We start from the raw sequence: 17663 nt of genomic DNA, 5'->3' as shown, positions 1-17663 counted from the left end.
TCCGGGTGTGCCATGTGGTTGTTCTCGGTGCTCATTGAGCTGATCTCAGCGAATTTCGGCTGGATGATCGTGCTCGAATTGGGTGAGGACGAGGGCGGTGCGGGTGATGTCGCCGATTTTGCCCGGGCCGGCGGTGATGCGCTGGAGTGTGCGCCGGCGGCCTTCGAGCCTCATGGCCCGGGCGGACGTCGTCGCAGAATACGAGAAGTTCCTGATCTCGTGACAAATTGAAAGCTGACGAACGGACGAGCCCCATGGACTCGCCCGTTTCATCAATAGGTGATGGTGCACTGACTGGAAGTGGGAAGAGGCGGCGAGGTGGTCGTCATAGGCATGTCGATCTCGAACCCGAAGTTCGCGTACTGGTTCGGCAGGATGGCGCCGTTCCACGACGCCGGTCTCCACACGGTCGTCGAGAACCTATTCACGTTCCAGAACAGGTGAACGACCGCGCCTGCCGAGAAGGGAAAGTCGATGACCGCCTCCCAGGCGGTCGACGGTGTCGTGCCGGTGTTGGTCAGCCGCGCATCGACCTGCCACCTGTACTGCCCGCCGACGGTCCCCCGGTAATTGGCTTGGAACGTCAACGTGCAGGTGGTGGCGGCGTTGGCCGGTGTGACGACGGTGAACGCGCCGAATAAGGCGGCCACCAGCCACATGATCAGGCGCCGTCGCCGACGGACGCGCCGTTCTGTCATGGGCCTCTCCTGTCAGGAAGTGCGCGATGAAAGACACGCATAGGCGATGATCGAACGATACGGTCGGCGTCGAATACCGTCAACGGCACTGAAAGTTTCAGCTATTCAATGAAATGATCTCAGTGGAATAGTTCCGACAGCTGGGATTTCCGAGGCGTGAATGATGGAATTACGGGCTTATCGGGAGAGGTCGTCGACGGCCGAAAATGGGTTTCGAGGCGAGACCGACATCCCCAAACTCGGCCGCGACCACAAGATCTTCCGTGCCACCGCCTAGCGCTCCATCGACGAAGAAATCGAGATCCTCGCTCAAAGACCGCCGGCGCACACTCCAGCGCATCACCGCCGGCCCCGGCAAAATCGGCGACATCACCCGCACCGCCCTCGTCCTCACCCAGTTCGAGCACGGCAGACTCATCTAATGGGCCGTCACACAACCTTGCTGGGAAAACCAGACCTGAAGAGAGCTGGTCACCCGGTCGTGATACCCGGTCAACGTTCGGAGATGGGCCACTAAAAGTCGCTGAGATCACCTCGTTGTGGTTGTTCGTGTTCGCATACGAGCGGGTGGGTGGCTCTTTGTGCCCGCTGCGGTGGGCGGGTGCTCCGGCCGGCCGTCTCAGTTGCGCTCTGGTGTTTCAGGCCTCCGGCCTGCTCGGGCGTGGTGGTTGCGGGCTTTTTTTAAGCCGGCCGGAGCACCCGCCCACCTCCGCTGCACGTGTTCCGGCCGTGCGGGGTGCGGGCCGTAGTTGCTTTCTTTCCGGCCGCCCTGGCGACCCGCTGTCGCTGAAGCGTCTTTGAAGGCGCGTTCAGGGTGGGTCGCCGTAGCTGAAGCGTTCCGTGCACGACCCAGTCCAGGGCTGAGGCGCCACAGTCCGCCCCCGTGTCAATGGTCAGGAAGGCACCACACCTCCTGTGAGCAATAAGATTCAAGGATGAACGACGGGAAGCTTCATTTTGAGACACTGAAGAGCTCACGCAAGCACCTAGCCACCGGCGACCTGTTCACGCTTTCCATAAAAAGTCGTGGGAATTTTTTTGGACGCGTCATCATTCCATCCATGCCACGAGATCATCCACTGACCGACGCGGCTTGCTTGATTTATATCTACGCATTCGAAAGCCCTAGTGCCACCATTGATCATCTAACTATAGATACACGGCCACTCCTAATACCACCACTCTTCACGAACCGTAGGCCGTGGACAATGGGATACTTTCAAACCCTTACCAACATCCCCCTCGGAGAGCGCGACATCCTCAAACAGCATTGCTTTTGGGATCTCCCTTTCGGTAAGTACATAGATGAGATGCGACGCCCAATAGAAGGTAAGGTGATTCCGTGTGGCACGTTCGGTGTCGCTAGCTATTCCGCCATCAGTAGCGAAGTCGGCAGAGCATTAGGATTGTCCACACTCGAAGGAGCGGAGGATTACTGACTTTGGTCGTTCATGCTCCCTACCACGTATCACGGCCCCGGCATCTTGGAAGGGCCGGGCGGCCACAGGTGGTCGCCGTCGTTCACCTGGACGGGTGCTTACGTCACCTCGGTCTCCAGTGACCCGATAAGTGCTGGGCCGTTGACGGGGGCCTACCACTACGACGACGATCGGCTGGCCGGAGTTTGCGCGCAGGTGGCCACTCCTTGCTACGACACATCGGATCTTGGAAGTAAAAATGTATCCGAATTACAGGGATCACGACGACATAGAAATTTTATGGAAGCTTGCGAGAGATAAGCGAATAAAGAGTCGCGTTGCCGCAGTGCGGTCACCCGAAGCCACACGCGAGATAATGGATTTTCTAGTGGCAGACGAGTCCCCGGCCGTGAGGCGGGTCATCGCGAAGCGGGAGGGCCCAGACTCTGCCGACCTACTCCGGACCCTCTGCCGTGATCCCGACTTGAAGGTGCGACAATCTGTCGTTGAGAACAGCAACTGCCCGGCAGACGTCCTTCGCGAGCTCGTAAACGACTCCCATAAATCTGTTCGCTGGTCGGTTCCCGACCATCCCAACTCCGACATCAATGTGAAACGGGAAATCACCGCGCCTCCGGACGGCGTACTCCGCCGGATCATGGCCGAGTACGACACCCTTGAGCCTGAAATCGTCCATCTCCTCATGGAGGATCAGTCAAGTGAGGTCAAGGAGGGGCTGGCGGCACACACCGCTCTTCCTGACGTGCTTGCCGCACTGGTCGACCCTAAAATCCGTGCCGGAGCAGCACAGAACCCCAGGACGACACCTGAACAACGTCACACTCTGGCACGCGACCCTTCTGCACTGGTCCGCGCGAATCTCTTGAAGTTCGTAGAACTTCCCGAAGAAGACCTTCGCCTGCTGGCTCACGACCGATCCATCAATGTCAGATGGTGGCTTGCCGTTTGGCCTGATACGCCGAATTCCATACTTGAGACCCTTGAACAAGATCCCAACGACGAGGTTTCCGAAGCGGCCAAATCCACATTGAAAAAACGCAAATAGTCCTTTATTCGTCAATATGGAATCCCGACAATAATCATTCCGAGAGATATGTACTCTAAACTTCGCCACTACATCATTGCCGCTGTGACGACTTTACTCGTGTTGGGAGGGGGCATTTTTTGGTTAATGTTCTGGGGACCACTCGGATATGGATGCACCAACTCCGACAAGCGCCTCGCTCCCGCTTTAAAGTCGTTGGACATCTTTGATTATCGCCCTCTGGGTGCAATTCCAGAAAAAGATATCCAAACTGGATGTGAGCCTGACGATCGATACGCATACGCCGAGATAACGTATCGATTTTCGAGCTCCAAGGACAGTCTATTATCTTTCTACAGAAATGCAGCTATCGTCGATGGCTGGACTTTCGAAGCCCCTCTATTGGGCCCTGAGAGCCAGGACAGCAAATTGTGCTTCAGCAAACCAGTTGGAGATACCACCGCACTTCTTTTCCTGAATATTCTCCAGGACAAAGATAAAGACCAGAACGGTAGGTACTTGATAGGCGCGGCCGCCAGTCACAGTGGTTCCGCCTCATGCTTCTGAGGTGAAGCTCGGTCGTGCACGCCCACAACATCCGGGTCAAGCTGACCGCCGTCGCGATGAGCCCGCTGAACAAGACTCTGAAGACCCACCTGTTCTCGGAAGGCCAGCGAATCGGCACCGCGTTGACCACTCTGCGCCTCTGAGCGGCTCCATCGTCTTTCGAGGCGCCCCGGCCCATGACGGCCGGGACGCTTTACGTATTTTCGGGATCTTCCGGTGTTTCCAGGGTGTCTCGGGCCTCTCCGGGCGCGAGGAGAGGGGGATCACGGCCACATGGGCACTATGGCGTGGGATTCCGTGTGTCGCCCTCCCCGAGCCAGAGGAGGTCGGTCGGTGGCAGCTCTATAGTGTTCTAGAGCACCAGCAAAGTCAATCACTGCTTCAGAGTGCACTAGAACAGGGGTCTCATGATGGCTGACAGCCCGCAGGCGATGGCTCCGTACAGGCGGATCGCCGCCCAGATCAAGGCCAGGATCAAGAGCGGGGAGATCCGGCCCGGCGACCGGATTCCTTCGGTGCGGGAGATCATGCGTGACGAGGGGGTCTCCACCGCGACAGCCACCAGGGTCGCGGCCGTGCTGAGGGCGGAAGGCTACGCGGAGTCGGTTCCGGGGATCGGCACCCTGGCCAACCTGCCGAAGAAGATCACGTCGGGCTCCGATCGCCTCCAGATGCTGCGGGCGAACGGGAGCGGCTACCGCGAGGGCGAGCGAGTTGAGATCTTGAGCGCCGGTCTCGTTCCGGCACCCGAGGCGGTCGCGGACGCGCTGGAGATCAAAGAGGGAGTTGCCGTCGTCCAACGGCGTCGCGCCTACTACGACGACAGAGGGCTCGTGGCGCTGTCCACCTCATGGCTTCCGGGCGAGCTGGGCCAAGCGGTGCCCGAGCTACTGGTCGCGGAACCACTCCCGAGAATGACCTTCGGGCTGGTCGAGGACAGGGCGGGCCGACGGGCCGTCAGGCGGCGCGACATCGTCGCCATCAGGCCGGTCCCTGAGGACATCGCCCCGGCGCTCGGCATGGAAAGCGGTCAACCGGCACTCACCATGACCAACCTCTACTGGGACCAGCACGACGAGGTGACCGAGTACGCCGTGGACTTTCTCGGCCCCGGCCGCGAACTCTCGGCCGACTACGCCCTGGAATAACCCCTCAACGGGATGGCGTGGCTGGACAAGAAGACGATCCACCTTGTTCTGACCTCTGCAGGGATCGCCCTACCTCGGCGGTAATCAACGGGTGACATCCAAGGCCCGAATGCTCGCGACATAAGTGGTGAAACCCGCGACATCGTGGAAGAACCACTGCGTCGGACAGCCAAGGGTGATCGCGATGAGACCGGTGTCCACGACGAGGGTCTTGCAGCGCGCGCCGGTAGTGCGGCCTGTGGCGCCTCAGCCCTGGACTGGGTCGTGCACGGAACGCTTCAGCTACGGCGACCCACCCTGAACGCGCCTTCAAAGACGCTTCAGCGACGGTGGGCCGCCAGGACGGCCGGAAAGAAAGCAACTACGGCCCGCACCCCGTACGGCCGGAACACGTGCAGCGGAGGTGGGCGGGTGCTCCGGCCGGCTTAAAAAGAGCCCGCAACCACCACGCCCGAGCAGGCCGGAGGCCTGAACCACCAGACAGCAACTGAGACGGCCGGCCGGAGCACCCGCCCACCGCAGCGGGCACAAAGAGCACCCACCCGCCGTACGCGGGCACGAACACCAACCACACCGGCGCAATGAGCACCCGCACAGCGCACCCGGAAAACTCCGGGTGCGCCGAAAGGGAACAGCCCCAGCTATAAGAAAAAACGCCCGCTCAACTACTCACCAGGAAAACGGACACCCACCTGCGAGCGGACCTCGTCCAGGATGCCCATCACGTCCAAAGTCGCCTGCCAGGGCATCAGCGGGCTCTCCAGCAGCCCCTCCCGCAGGCAGCGCATCGCCTCGACCGCCTCGTGCAGCATGCCCTTGCCCTCGAAGGGGACGTGGAAGGTCTCCGACTCGCCCTCGGTGGGGTGCAGGACGAAGGTGTCGGGGCGGAAGAACGGGCCAGGCACCTCGATCCGGCCGAGCGGGCCGGAGATGGATGCGGCGACCGGGCTGTGCGTGGTGAGGCCGCAGGACAGCAGAGCGACCGCTCCGTTGTCGTAGCCGAGCAGTACGCCGGTGTTCTCGTCCACCCCCTCGGGGGTGAGCCGGGCCCAGGAGCGCACACCGGCCGGGACACCGAGCACCATGTGAGCGAAGGAGACCGGGTAGACGCCCACGTCGAGCAGGGCGCCGCCGCCGAGTTTCGGGTTGCGGAGCCGGTGCTCGGGCGGGACGGAGACGGAGAAGCCGAAGTCGGCGTGGACGGTGTTGACCGGGCCGATGGCGCCTCCCTCGACCAGTTCCATGACCTTGCGGACGGCCGGGAGGCAGCGCGTCCACATCGCCTCCATCAGGAACAGGCCGCGCTCCCGCGCGAGGTCGACCAGCGCGGCGGCCTCGCCTCGGTTGAGGGTGAACGCCTTCTCGCACAGGACGGCCTTGCCTCCTTCGAGGCAGGTCCGTACGGCGTCGTGGTGGGCGTTCTGGGTGTTGGCCACGTAGACGATGTCCACGTCGGGGTCGGCGGCCAGCTCAGCCCAGCTTCCGTGGGCCCGCGGGATGCCGTGCCGGTCGGCGAAGGCCCGTGCGGACTCCTCCGACCGCGATCCGACCGCGACAACCTCGGCGTCCGGCAGGAGCTTCAGGTCCTCGGTGAAGGTCGTGGCGATACCGCCGGTCGCCAGAATTCCCCACTTAATCACGCTCATAACGACATATCTCACCATGAATGTGCAACGAGAAGGTCTCCTGACCTCCCCGTCTCACTTCACGCGAGCCTCATCCGGGCCCCACCCGGCCCGTACCCCCGCTCACCCGCGTGTGTCCGCGAGCAGCGCGTTCAGCACCAGGTCGGGGTGGTCGCGCAGCACGCCGCGCATGCGCCACTCGTCGGTGAACAGCGCGAGCAGCACCCCGTCGAGCGAGCGGGTGAAGACCTCCACCCCGCGCTGGCGGGCCAGGATCAGCGCCGACTCGGCATCGGTGAGCCTGGCGATGCTGAAGTCGAGCCGGTCCATCAGGATCTCGGTGTTGAACTCGGCGGCCATCCGGTGCTTGACCACGTCGAACTGCATCGGACCCACCGCCGCGAGCACCGGCGACTGGTCGCCGCGGACGTCGGAGCGCAGCACCTGGACCACGCCCTCGGCGTCGAGCTGCTCGATGCCCTTGCGGAACTGCTTGGAGCGGCTGGAGTCGCGGACCCTGGCGGTGGAGAAGTGCTCGGGGGCGAAGCTCGGGATCCTCGGGAACTCGACGGGCGGGCCGTCATACAGCGTGTCACCGGGCCGCAGCGCGCTGGCGTTCACCAGTCCGACCACGTCGCCGGGATAGGCCTCGTCGATCGTGGCGCGCTCCTGGCCGAAGACCGACTGGGCGTACTTGGTGGCGAACGGGCGGGCGGTGGCCGCGTGGACGAGCACCATGCCGCGCTCGAACCTGCCCGAGCAGACCCGTACGAAGGCGATGCGGTCGCGGTGCGAGGGGTCCATGTTGGCCTGCACCTTGAAGACCAGGCCGGAGAACGGCTCCTCCAGCGGACGCGGGTCCTCGGCGACGTCCGGGCGGGGTGTGGGCGCGGGGGCGATGTCGACCATGGCGTCCAGCAGGCGGCCGACGCCGAAGTTGGACAGCGCGGCCCCGAACAGCACCGGGGTCGACTCGTGCGCCTCGAAGGTCTTCTGGTCGTGGTCGGCGCCGATCGCCGAGAGCAGGTCGATCTCGTCCTTGGCCCGCTCCCAGTCGTCGCCCAGCTCCGCGAGGGCCTGCTCGGCGCTCAGGTCGGTCTCGATCGCCTTGGTGGCGCCGCCGGGGGTGCGGGTGTAGCGGACGATCCGGTCGTCGGTGCGGTCGGCCACACCGTGGAAGAAGCCGCCGGTGCCGATCGGCCAGGTGATCGGTGTCGGCTTCAGGCCGGTGCGCTCCTCGATCTCGTCCAGCAGCTCCAGGGCCTCGCGCCCCGGCCGGTCCCACTTGTTGACGAACGTGATCACGGGGATGCGGCGGTGCCGGCAGACCTCGAACAGCTTCAGGGTCTGCGGCTCCATGCCCTTGGCCGCGTCCAGCAGCATGACCGCGCAGTCGACGGCGGCCAGCACCCGGTAGGTGTCCTCGGAGAAGTCGGCGTGGCCGGGGGTGTCGACCAGGTTGAACATGTGCCCGCGATACTCGAACCGGAGCGCGGCGGAGGTGATCGAGATGCCCCTGGCCTTCTCCATCTCCATCCAGTCGGAGGTGACCCCGCGCCGCCCGGACTTGCCGTGCACCGCACCCGCCTGGCTGATCGCGGAGGCGTGCAGCGCCAGTGCCTCGGTCATGGTCGACTTACCCGCGTCGGGGTGGCTGATCACCGCGAACGTGCGACGACGAGCCGCCTCCTGAATGATCGCGGCCATTACTGATCTCCTAGCGATGCGTGAGGTGGGGCAATCCGGGCACAGTGCGGGGGTATCGAAGGGACCCCGCGTGGCGCTGAAAACAGCTTACGCGCCACCGTGGGTGTCAACAGATGTGGCAACACTTCCCCAGGCCGCTTGCGTCACCATGGTGTTAAGTGGATTGTGGAACATCTCGGTTCGCCCTATGCCCATCCCAACTGTCCGAAAGCGGCTCAGCTCGTGCAACTCGACGATCTAGTGATGTGCAGATGATCACGCTGCGCTATACGGCAGGTTCCGACGTCGGCCGGATCCGGCAAGGCAACGAGGACGCCGCCTACGCGGGCGCCCGGCTTCTCGCCGTCGCCGACGGGATGGGCGGCCACGTGGGCGGGGAGGTCGCCAGCTCGGCGGCGATCGCCAGCGTCGCCTCCCTGGACCATGAGTGCCCCGGCGACCTCGCCGCCGCAGCAGAGGCGGGGGTCCGCAAGGCCAACCAGCGCCTGCGCGAGCTGGTCGAGGAGGATCCCTCGCTCACCGGCATGGGCACCACCCTGACCCTGATGCTCTGGAACGGCTCGCGCGTCGCCCTCGCCCACATCGGCGACTCCCGCGCCTACCTTCTGCGCAACGGTGACCTGTACCAGATCACCTACGACCACACCCTGGTCCAGACGCTGATGGACGACGGCCGGATCACCGCCGAGGAGGCCGCCCGCCACCCGCACCGGTCGATCCTGCTGCAGGTCCTCGACGGCGGCGACAACCTTGAGCTCGACCTCTCCCTGCGGGACGCCGAGCTCGGTGACCGCTATCTGCTCTGTTCCGACGGGCTGTCGGGGGTGGTCGACGCCGAGCGGCTCCGTCAGGTGCTGGCCGAGGTCGACGATCTCGACGAGGTGACGCGGCAGCTGATCGCGCTCGCCTGCGAGGCGGGCGGGCCCGACAACATCACCTGCGTGGTCGCCGACGTGGTCGAGGGGGAGATGTCGGACACCTCGGTGGTGGTCGGCTCGGCCAATCCCCCGTAGGGACCGGACTCGGCGAGAGCCTGCCTCCCGCGAAGACCGGACCATCGCGGGAATCAACCCCTCGAAGAGACCTGACTCTCACGGGGGAACCGGCTCATGGGCGCCCTCTCGCGTAGGAAGAGCCGTTCCGGTACGTGATGGGTCCTGGTCGCCGCCGGAGACAACGGCTATCGTCGGAGATCCTCGCCGATCACCGCCCCGGAGGGATGTCCTCATGTACAAGGAGTTCGCCATCGAGGCCGTCGTGTGGCTCATTCCGATCGTGATCCTCGTCGGTCTCGCCTACATGATCACTCGCCCCGCCTGACCTCCGCGACGGCTCCCCGGAGCATCTTCTCGCGACAGAGCCGAGGACGCGGAGCCCGCTCCCGCTCCTCCGCTTCCGCATGCCCCCGTCGCTCTGCCCCGCCCCTGCCACAGGCCCTCGTACGCGCCGGCAGCCGCTGCGACTAAAGATCATGCGGATTTTGTCCGCTTCGGGAACTATCTCCTTTAACTGTTCTTTATCTGTATATAGTCACCTACACGTGTTCAGGGGACCACGTTCCGATAGATCAGCGGGGGGATTTCGCACGCCGATGGGCCAGTTCGTCGATGCCGCACTGTCTTTTCCGACCGTCCTGTTCACGTTCCTGCTTCTGGTGATCATCGGGTACTGGGTGCTCATCGTGGCCGGGGTGTTCGGGTTCGACGGTGACAGCGGCGACGGCGGTGACGGTGCCGAGGCGACGGGAGCCACCGGTTTCCTCAGCGGCCTGGGACTCGGCGGAGTCCCGGCCGCGGTGGTCGTCTCGCTGCTGGTCGTCGTCGCGTGGTTCGCGAGCCTGGTGGGCGGCACGCTGTTCACGAGCACCCCCGCCCTGGTCGCCGTACTGGTCGCGGCACTGGTCTGCGCCTGGGCGTGCACGCGCCTCGTCGTCCTTTCACTGCGACGGCTCGTCCCGAAGGAGCGCGTCCCCTCCCGCGCCGACTTCGTGGGCCGCGTGTGCGTCATCCGCACGCGCCGCGTCGGCCGTGACTTCGGCCAGGCCGAGGTCACCTCCGCCGACGGCTCTTCCGCTCTCGTTCAAGTACGACAGACCGGTGACGAGGTTTTCGCCGCCGGCAGCGTCGCCCTGATCTTCGCCTATGACTCCCCCGGCGAGTTCTTCTGGGTGATGCCGTACGACGCGGAACTCGACCCTGATCGTTCCATTTAACCGAGGGGCCACATTGGACGTCATCTCCACCGGGCTCGGCATCCTTCTCGCCGTCGTCCTCCTCGTCGTCATCGGCATGCTCTTTATGATCAGCCGGTTGTTCTACAAGGTGGAACAGGGCAAGGCCCTGATCATCTCGAAGATCAACAAGGTTGACGTCACCTTCACCGGCGCCGTCGTGCTGCCCGTCTTCCACAAGTCCGAGCTGATGGACATCTCGGTGAAGACCATCGAGATCGCGCGCACCGGCCGTGAGGGCCTGATCTGCCGCGACAACATCCGCGCCGACATCCGCATCACCTTCTTCGTGCGCGTCAACAAGACCGTCGAGGACGTGGTGAAGGTCGCCCAGGCCATCGGCACCGCACGCGCGAGCGACCAGGAAACGCTGCAGGAACTGTTCAACGCCAAGTTCTCCGAGGCGCTCAAGACGGTCGGCAAGCAGCTCGACTTCGTGGACCTCTACACCCAGCGTGACCAGTTCCGCGACCAGATCATCCAGATCATCGGCACCGACCTCAACGGCTACAGCCTTGAGGACGCGGCCATCGACTACCTGGAGCAGACCTCTCTGGCCTCCCTGGACAGGAACAACATCCTCGACGCGCAGGGCATCAGGAAGATCACTGAGCTCACCGCCATCGAGCACGTTCGGACCAACGAGTTCCAGCGGCGTGAGGAGAAGGAGATCACCCGCCAGAACGTGGACGCGCGGGAGGCGATCCTGGAGCTGGAGCGCCGCCAGGCCGACGCGGAGACCAAGCAGAAGCGCGAGGTCGAGACCATGCGCGCCCGCGAGGAGGCGGAGACCGCCAAGGTCCAGGCCGAGGAGCGGCTCAAGGCGCAGGCCGCGCACCTGCGTACCGACGAGCAGCTCGGCGTCCAGCACGAGAACCAGGCCCGTGAGATCGCGGTGGCGGCGAAGAACCGCGAGCGGGTCATCGCCATCGAGACCGAGCGCATCGAGAAGGACCGCCTGCTCGAGGTGATCGCCCGCGAGCGCGAGACCGAGCTGTCGCGCATCTCCAAGGACAAGGAGCTGGAGGGCGAGAAGCGCTCCATCGCCGAGGTGATCCGCGAGCGGATCGTGGTGGAGAAGACGGTCGCCGAGCAGGAGGAGAGCATCAAGCGCCTGCGCGTGGTCGAGGAGGCCGAGCGGACCCGCCAGGCAGTGATCATCCAGGCAGAGGCCGAGGCGCAGGAGAGCCTGGTCAAGGACATCAAGGCGGCCGAGGCCTCCGAGGCCTCGTCCAAGCACAGGGCGCGCGAGGCGCTGGTGCTGGCCGAGTCGCGGCAGCAGGCGGCCGAGCTCGACGCCCGCGCCAAGATCCGTCTCGCCGAGGGCGTGCAGGCCGAGGCCGCCGCCGTCGGCCTGGCCGAGGTGCAGGTACGCGAGCGGGACGCCGCGGCGATCGAGAAGGTCGGCCGCGCCGAGGCCGCCGTCGAGCGGGAGAAGGCGCTCGCGGTCGCCGAGGGCGAGCAGGCCAGGGCCCACGCCGTGGCCACCGCGGTCCGCGAGAAGCTCAAGGCCGAGGCCGAGGGCGAGCAGGCCATGGCGCTCGCCGCGGCCGCGACGGTCGGCGAGAAGCTCAAGGCCGAGGCCGAGGGTCTCACCGAGAAGGCCGCGGCGATGGCCGCGCTCACCGACGCGACCCGCTCCCACGAGGAGTACCGCCTGCGACTGGAGGCCGAGAAGGAGATCCGCCTCGCCGGGGTGAACGCCCAGTTCAAGATCGCCGAGGCGCAGGCCTCCGTGGTGTCGGCCGGACTGTCCAAGGCCAACATCGACATCGTCGGCGGCGACACCGTGTTCTTCGACCGGCTGATGAACTCGATCGGCATGGGCAAGGCCGTGGACGGCTTCGTGGAGAACTCCGACGTCACCCGCACCCTGGCCGGACCCTACCTGGACGGCTCGGCGAGCCTCCCCGCCGACCTGGGCAAGGTGATCGGCTCGATCGACACCGCCGACGTGCGCAACCTCTCGCTGTCCGCGCTGCTGATGAAAATGATCAATGAGGGCGGTCCCGACGCGGACAAACTGCGCGGCCTGCTGAGTGAGACCCCGGCGGCCACGACCGAGGTCCCCGTCGCCGCGCTCGACACCGTCGGCAACTCCACCGGCAACTCCACCGGATCCGTCAAGCGGTGACGTCCTCCACGGCGGAGGCCGTCACCGGCGCCCCCGGCGAGGGGGCGGGGCTGGACGCGGGCACCTACGAGGTGCTCCGCGCCCGGCTGGCCGAGCAGGCCGCCGAGCTGGCCCGGCAGTCCGACGCGCTCAACGCCGAACGCCTCGCGGTGTTCGGCGGGGCCGAACTGCGTCTCATCGGCACCGAGCGGATACGCACCGAGAACAACTGCGTGCCGCGCGACATCGTCTCGGTCGGCGGGCTCATGCTCTTCGGCTACAACGTGTTCATCGGGATGAAGCCGGAGACGGCCGTCGAGGACGTCTTCTCCGCGCACACGTTCGTCCGGGAGGACGGGAACGGCGGGAGCGGTGGAAGCACGGAGAACGGCGGGGACGGCGGGAGCACGTTCCGCTTCGACCCCGCGCCGATGTTCCGCGACCCGCGCTTCGAGCGGGACTTCTCCGACCTCTACCGGTACTACCGGGAGACCCGGCTGCTCCAGCTCCGCCGGGTCGATGGCAAGATGCTCGCCGTCTTCCAGACCGGCCCGCAGGACACGCGCGTGCTGCGCTGGCAGGTCGATGCCGACGGCACGCTCTCGTACATCGACGACCGTGGCGAGCGCGACCACACCTTCCCGCCCTCGCACGACTTCGAGTGGATCCCCACCACCCGCGACGACCACGTGCTGGGCCGCCACCCGCACATCTCGATCGAGGGCGAGGTGTTCGTCGAGACCGTCGGCGGCGACCTCACCATCAAGATCGAGAACAACACCGAGAGCGGGGAGGGCATCTACCGCGAGCCCGTCGCGGAGCCACTGCAGAGCCTCGCCGACGCGGAGGTCCACCACGCCAGGGTCGGCCCGCTGATCCTGCTGCGCGTGCGGCCGTACAAGGAACCCGAGTGGCGCCATCTGGTGTTCAACACCCGGACCAAGGAGGTGGTCCGCCTCGACGGCATCGGGCAGGCCTGCCAGCGCCTGCCCGAGGATCAGGGGATCATCTTCCCCGGCGGCTACTACCTGTCCACCGGGGTGAACAAGACGTTCGACACCGACGTGTCCGAGCTGGAGTTCGAGCGGGTCATCCGCTCCCCCAACGGCGAGGACGTGCTGTACGTCTTCCACGCCCGCGCCGAGGGCCGGTCGCTGCTGCTGCCGTACAACGTGATCCGCAAGCGGGTGGAGACCCCGCTGTCCTGTCACGGGTACTCGCTGTTCGACGACGGCACTCTGGTCGTCTTCAGGGCCACCTCCGACGAGCCCACCCGGGTCCACCCCATGCAGGTCTGGCAGACGGCCTACCAGTCGGACGTCTACGCGGCCGGGCGACCGGTCGGCACCGGGCCGCTGGAGCGGATCGGCAACGCGGAGCTGGTGCGCGGCATCTCCGACTGCCTCTCGGTGGCGCGGATGGTCGAGGAGATGGCGCCGTCGATCCCGGTCTTCGAGGCGCTGATCGCCTCCTGCGCCCGGGTCTTCGACCACTACCACTGGCTGGGCGAGCACCGGCTGCGCGGCCCGCTCGCCGACCTGCGGGCCACCGCCGAGCAGGTGCTTGACGAGTTCGAGAAGGTCCAGTCGCTCACCCGGCAGGCCGCCGAGGCGCTGGAGACCGCCGAGGCCGAGGTCACCGCGCTCGTACGGCTCGCGCGGGGCGACGCGCCCAGGTCCGCGCGAGGCTGGATCGACCGGCTGTCGGAGCTGCGGCGGTCGCAGGGACATCTGGTGACCCTGCGCGAGCTGCGCCACGTCGACACCGCGAGGATCGACGCGCTCGACGCGGAGCTCACCACCGAGCTGGGCGGTACCGCGCGGCGCGCGGCGGAGTTCCTGCGGGGAGACGACGCCTTCGCCGGATACCACGCGGAGGTCGAGCGGCTGGTCGCCGACGCGGGCGCCATCGCGACCGTGGCCGAGGCGGGGCCGGTCGGCGAACGGCTGGAGGGGCAGGCCCGCGGCCTGGAGATCGTGGTCGAGGTGGTCGGCACGCTCGACATCGCCGACGCCACGGTGAGGACCGCCATCCTGGAGCGGGTCGGCGAGGTGCTGGGCGGGGTGAACCGCGCCCGCGCCACCCTGGAGGCCCGGCGCGCGGAACTGCTCGCCGGTGAGGGGCGGGCGGCCTTCGCGGCCGAGTACGCCCTGCTGGGGCAGGCGATCACCGGGGCGCTCGCGATGTCCGACACCCCCGAGCGCTGCGACGAGCAGCTGGGCCGCCTGATGCTCCAGCTGGAGAACCTGGAGTCGCGCTTCACCGAGTTCGACGACTTCCTGGGGCAGCTCGCCTCCAAGCGGGAGGACGTCTACGAGGCGTTCTCCTCGCGCCGCCAGGCGCTGCTGGACGAGCGGGCCCGCCGCGCCGACCGGCTGGCCGACTCGGCGACGCGCATCCTGTCGAGCGTGCGGCGCCGGGTGGCCGGGCTGACGTCGCTGGACGAGGTCAACACCTACTTCGGGTCCGACCCGATGGTGCTCAAGCTGAAGGGCGTGGCCGGGGAGCTGCGCGCGCTGGGCGACCAGGTGCGCGCCGAAGAGCTCGAGGGCCGGATCAAGTCGGCCCGCCAGGAGGCGGGCCGCGCCCTGCGCGACCGGCTCGACCTCTACAGCGACGGCGGGGAGACCATCCGGCTCGGCCGCCACCTGTTCGCGGTCAACACCCAGGCGGCCGACCTCACCCTCGTCCCCCACCAGGACGGTATGGCCTTCGCCGTCACCGGGACCGACTACCGCTCCCCGGTGCGCGACGCGGCCTTCGAGGAGACCCGGCCGTTCTGGAACCAGCTGACGGTCTCGGAGTCGCCCGAGGTCTACCGGGGCGAGCACCTCGCCGCCTCGATCCTCGCCGCCGCCGAGGCCGGAGCCCCGCTCACGCCAGGCACGGGCGGGAACGGTGGGAGCATGGTCTCCCTGGACGCGCTGCACGAGGCCGCGGTGGACGGCGGGGAGCTGCTGGAGATCGTCCGCAAGGTCGCGGAGACCCGGTACGACGAGGGTTACGAGCGGGGCGTCCACGACCACGACGCCACCGCGATCCTGCGGGCCGCGCTCCGTCTGCACGCGGGCGCGGGCCTGCTGCGCTACCCGCCCGCCGCGAGGGCCGCCGCCCAGCTCTTCTGGGCCTTCGGCACCGACGAGGCGGCCCGCTCGGCGTGGACCACCCGGGCGACGTCGCTCGTGCGGGCACGGACCCTGTTCGGCAGGGTGGAGGCGGTCCAGGAGACCCGCGCCGCCCTCGGCTCCGCGATCGCGTCCTTCTGCCGGGATCTCCTCGGTGACGCGGGAGAGGCGGGCGTCTTCGAGCTGGCCGGGGAGTATCTCTTCGAGGAGCTGCCCGGCAAGCCGTTCGGTTTCGTGACCGGTGCGGGAGCCCGATCGCTGCTCGACCGGTTCGACCGGGCGCTGGGACCGGCGCGCGGGGAGTTCGAGGACGACCTGCGGGCGCTCGGCGACGACCTCGCCGCACGCCACCGCCTGGCCGAGGCGTGGCTCTCGGCCTTCGACGTCTCGGCTCCGGGCTCCGGCATGGACGCGGCGCCGGCCGGAGGCGCGGGACGGGCTTCGGGGGCCGGTTCCGCGGAGCTGGTGGAGGCGGTGGCCGTACTGCTGTGCGAGGTGCCCCGGCACGACTCCTCCGCGGCGCTGACCGCCACGGTCGAGGGGCTGCTCGGCACGCACCCCCGGATCTCCGGGCACGCGATGGAGCTGCGCCTGGACGAGTTCCTGACCAGGACCCGGCACTTCCGCGACCACCGCGTCCCCGCGTACCGCGCCTACCAGAAGCGGCGCAACGAGCTGGTCGCGGCCGAGCGCGAGCGGCTGAGGCTGGAGGAGTTCCAGCCGAAGGTGATGACCGCCTTCGTCCGCAACCAGCTGCTCGACGAGGTCTACCTGCCGCTGATCGGCGACAACCTGGCCAAGCAGCTCGGCGCGGCCGGGGACGCCAAGCGGACCGACCAGATGGGCATGCTGCTGCTCATCTCCCCGCCGGGCTACGGCAAGACCACCCTCATGGAGTACGTGGCCAACCGGCTCGGGCTGATCTTCGTCAAGGTCAACGGCCCCGCCCTGGGCCACCTGGTGACCTCGGTGGACCCGGCGCAGGCGCCCGACGCGACGGCGCGGCAGGAGATCGAGAAGATCTCCTTCGCGCTGGAGATGGGCAACAACGTCCTGCTGTACCTGGACGACATCCAGCACACCTCCCCCGAGCTGCTGCAGAAGTTCATCTCCCTGTGCGACGGCCAGCGCCGGATGGAGGGCGTCTGGGAGGGGAAGACCCGCACCTACGACCTGCGGGGCAAGCGCTTCGCGGTCTGCATGGCGGGAAACCCGTACACCGAGGCGGGCAAGCGCTTCCGCATCCCCGACATGCTCGCCAACCGCGCCGACGTGTGGAACCTCGGCGACGTGCTGTCGGGACGGGACGAGCTGTTCGCGCTGAGCTACGTCGACAACGCGCTCACCTCCAACCCGGTCCTGGCACCGCTCTCCACCCGCGACCGGGGCGACATCCGCCTCCTGGTACGGCTGGCCCGGGGCGACTCGGGGGTCCGGGCCGACCAGCTCTCCCACCCGTACTCCTCGGTGGAGCTGGAGCAGGTCCTCGCGGTGCTGCGCAAAATGCTGCGAATCCAGCGGGTGGTGCTCGCCAACAACCAGGCGTACATCGCCTCCGCGGCCCAGTCGGACGCGTCGCGGACCGAGCCTCCGTTCCAGCTCCAGGGCTCGTACCGGAACATGAACAAGCTCGCGGCCAGGGTCGTCCCGGTGATGAACGACGCCGAACTGGAGGCCGTGATCGACGACCACTACCTCGGCGAGGCCCAGACCCTCACCTCGGGCGCGGAGGCCAACCTGCTCAAACTCGCCGAGCTGCGCGGCACCATCACCCCCGTACAGGCCGCACGGTGGGCCGAGGTGAAGGCCGCCTACCTGCGCTCCCAAGCCCTCGGCGGCGCGGAGGACGACCCGATGACCCGCGCGGTCGGCGCGGTCGGCCTGCTGGCCGACCGGGTGAGCACCGCCATCGAACACGCCGCCGACCGCCTGTCCCCCGACTGATCGACTCCACCGGGCGGCTGTCATCGCCGTCATCTGGGAATGA

Annotated in this window: 13 protein-coding genes; 10 read left to right on the top strand and 3 right to left on the bottom strand. The window is 66.8% G+C overall.

From position 1 onward, the window contains the following. The first annotated feature begins 27 nt into the window (after positions 1–27). On the top strand, positions 28–231 hold the full coding sequence (locus tag ACIBH4_RS18545; protein ID WP_362504510.1) for a hypothetical protein: 204 nt from the start codon (positions 28–30) through the stop codon (positions 229–231). Between the two features lie 41 nt (positions 232–272). Here the strand turns inward: ACIBH4_RS18545 and ACIBH4_RS18540 are convergent, their stop codons facing one another. Beyond that, positions 273–698 carry a cellulose binding domain-containing protein gene (locus ACIBH4_RS18540; RefSeq protein ID WP_362504507.1) on the bottom strand — a complete coding sequence of 142 codons (426 nt, stop codon included), beginning with the start codon at positions 696–698 and terminating at the stop codon, positions 273–275. A gap of 935 nt (positions 699–1633) precedes the next feature. Here ACIBH4_RS18540 and ACIBH4_RS18535 point away from each other — a divergent pair. From ACIBH4_RS18535 to ACIBH4_RS18515, 5 genes are all read left to right on the top strand, one after another. Beyond that, positions 1634–2137 carry an Imm26 family immunity protein gene (locus ACIBH4_RS18535; protein ID WP_362769092.1) on the top strand — a complete coding sequence of 168 codons (504 nt, stop codon included), beginning with the start codon at positions 1634–1636 and terminating at the stop codon, positions 2135–2137. 238 nt (positions 2138–2375) lie between these two features. After that, complete coding sequence (locus ACIBH4_RS18530; protein ID WP_362769089.1) at positions 2376–3182, top strand: hypothetical protein; 807 nt, start codon at positions 2376–2378, stop codon at positions 3180–3182. An 84-nt stretch (positions 3183–3266) separates the two neighbouring features. After that, the gene (locus ACIBH4_RS18525) at positions 3267–3728 is read left to right on the top strand and encodes a hypothetical protein (RefSeq protein WP_362504499.1); all 462 of its coding nucleotides are present in this window, start codon (positions 3267–3269) and stop codon (positions 3726–3728) included. Positions 3729–3742: 14 nt separating this feature from the next. After that, complete coding sequence (locus ACIBH4_RS18520; protein ID WP_362504496.1) at positions 3743–3871, top strand: hypothetical protein; 129 nt, start codon at positions 3743–3745, stop codon at positions 3869–3871. A 267-nt stretch (positions 3872–4138) separates the two neighbouring features. Further along, positions 4139–4876, top strand: a complete 738-nt coding sequence (locus tag ACIBH4_RS18515) for a GntR family transcriptional regulator (protein WP_362769086.1) — start codon at positions 4139–4141, stop codon at positions 4874–4876. Positions 4877–5541: 665 nt separating this feature from the next. On the opposite strand, the gene ACIBH4_RS18510 is transcribed toward ACIBH4_RS18515, so the two are convergent. Both ACIBH4_RS18510 and ACIBH4_RS18505 read right to left on the bottom strand, forming a co-directional pair. Next, positions 5542–6522: a Gfo/Idh/MocA family oxidoreductase gene (locus ACIBH4_RS18510; protein WP_362504490.1), complete on the bottom strand. Its 981-nt coding sequence runs from the start codon at positions 6520–6522 to the stop codon at positions 5542–5544. Positions 6523–6624: 102 nt separating this feature from the next. Continuing rightward, positions 6625–8208, bottom strand: a complete 1584-nt coding sequence (locus ACIBH4_RS18505; RefSeq protein ID WP_362504487.1) for a peptide chain release factor 3 — start codon at positions 8206–8208, stop codon at positions 6625–6627. Between the two features lie 251 nt (positions 8209–8459). Here ACIBH4_RS18505 and ACIBH4_RS18500 point away from each other — a divergent pair, with 251 nt between their 5' ends. From ACIBH4_RS18500 to ACIBH4_RS18485, 4 genes are all read left to right on the top strand, one after another. Then, entirely contained in the window at positions 8460–9221 is a 762-nt protein-coding gene (locus tag ACIBH4_RS18500) for a protein phosphatase 2C domain-containing protein (protein WP_362505108.1), read from the top strand. A gap of 578 nt (positions 9222–9799) precedes the next feature. Further along, positions 9800–10420: a hypothetical protein gene (locus tag ACIBH4_RS18495; protein WP_362504484.1), complete on the top strand. Its 621-nt coding sequence runs from the start codon at positions 9800–9802 to the stop codon at positions 10418–10420. Between the two features lie 13 nt (positions 10421–10433). Continuing rightward, positions 10434–12572, top strand: coding sequence for an SPFH domain-containing protein (locus ACIBH4_RS18490; protein WP_362504481.1), 2139 nt, complete (start codon positions 10434–10436; stop codon positions 12570–12572). Then, a complete protein-coding gene (locus ACIBH4_RS18485) occupies positions 12569–17620 on the top strand; it encodes a DNA repair ATPase (RefSeq protein ID WP_362769083.1) in 5052 nt (1683 codons plus the stop codon). The genes ACIBH4_RS18490 and ACIBH4_RS18485 overlap by 4 nt, the downstream gene beginning before the upstream one ends. Positions 17621–17663: the final 43 nt, after the last annotated feature.

Source organism: Streptosporangium sp. NPDC050284 (assembly GCF_044459525.1).
Lineage (GTDB): Bacteria > Actinomycetota > Actinomycetes > Streptosporangiales > Streptosporangiaceae > Streptosporangium.
The sequence above is the reverse complement of the archived record's forward strand: the minus strand, read 5'-3'. Positions and strand labels throughout refer to the sequence as shown.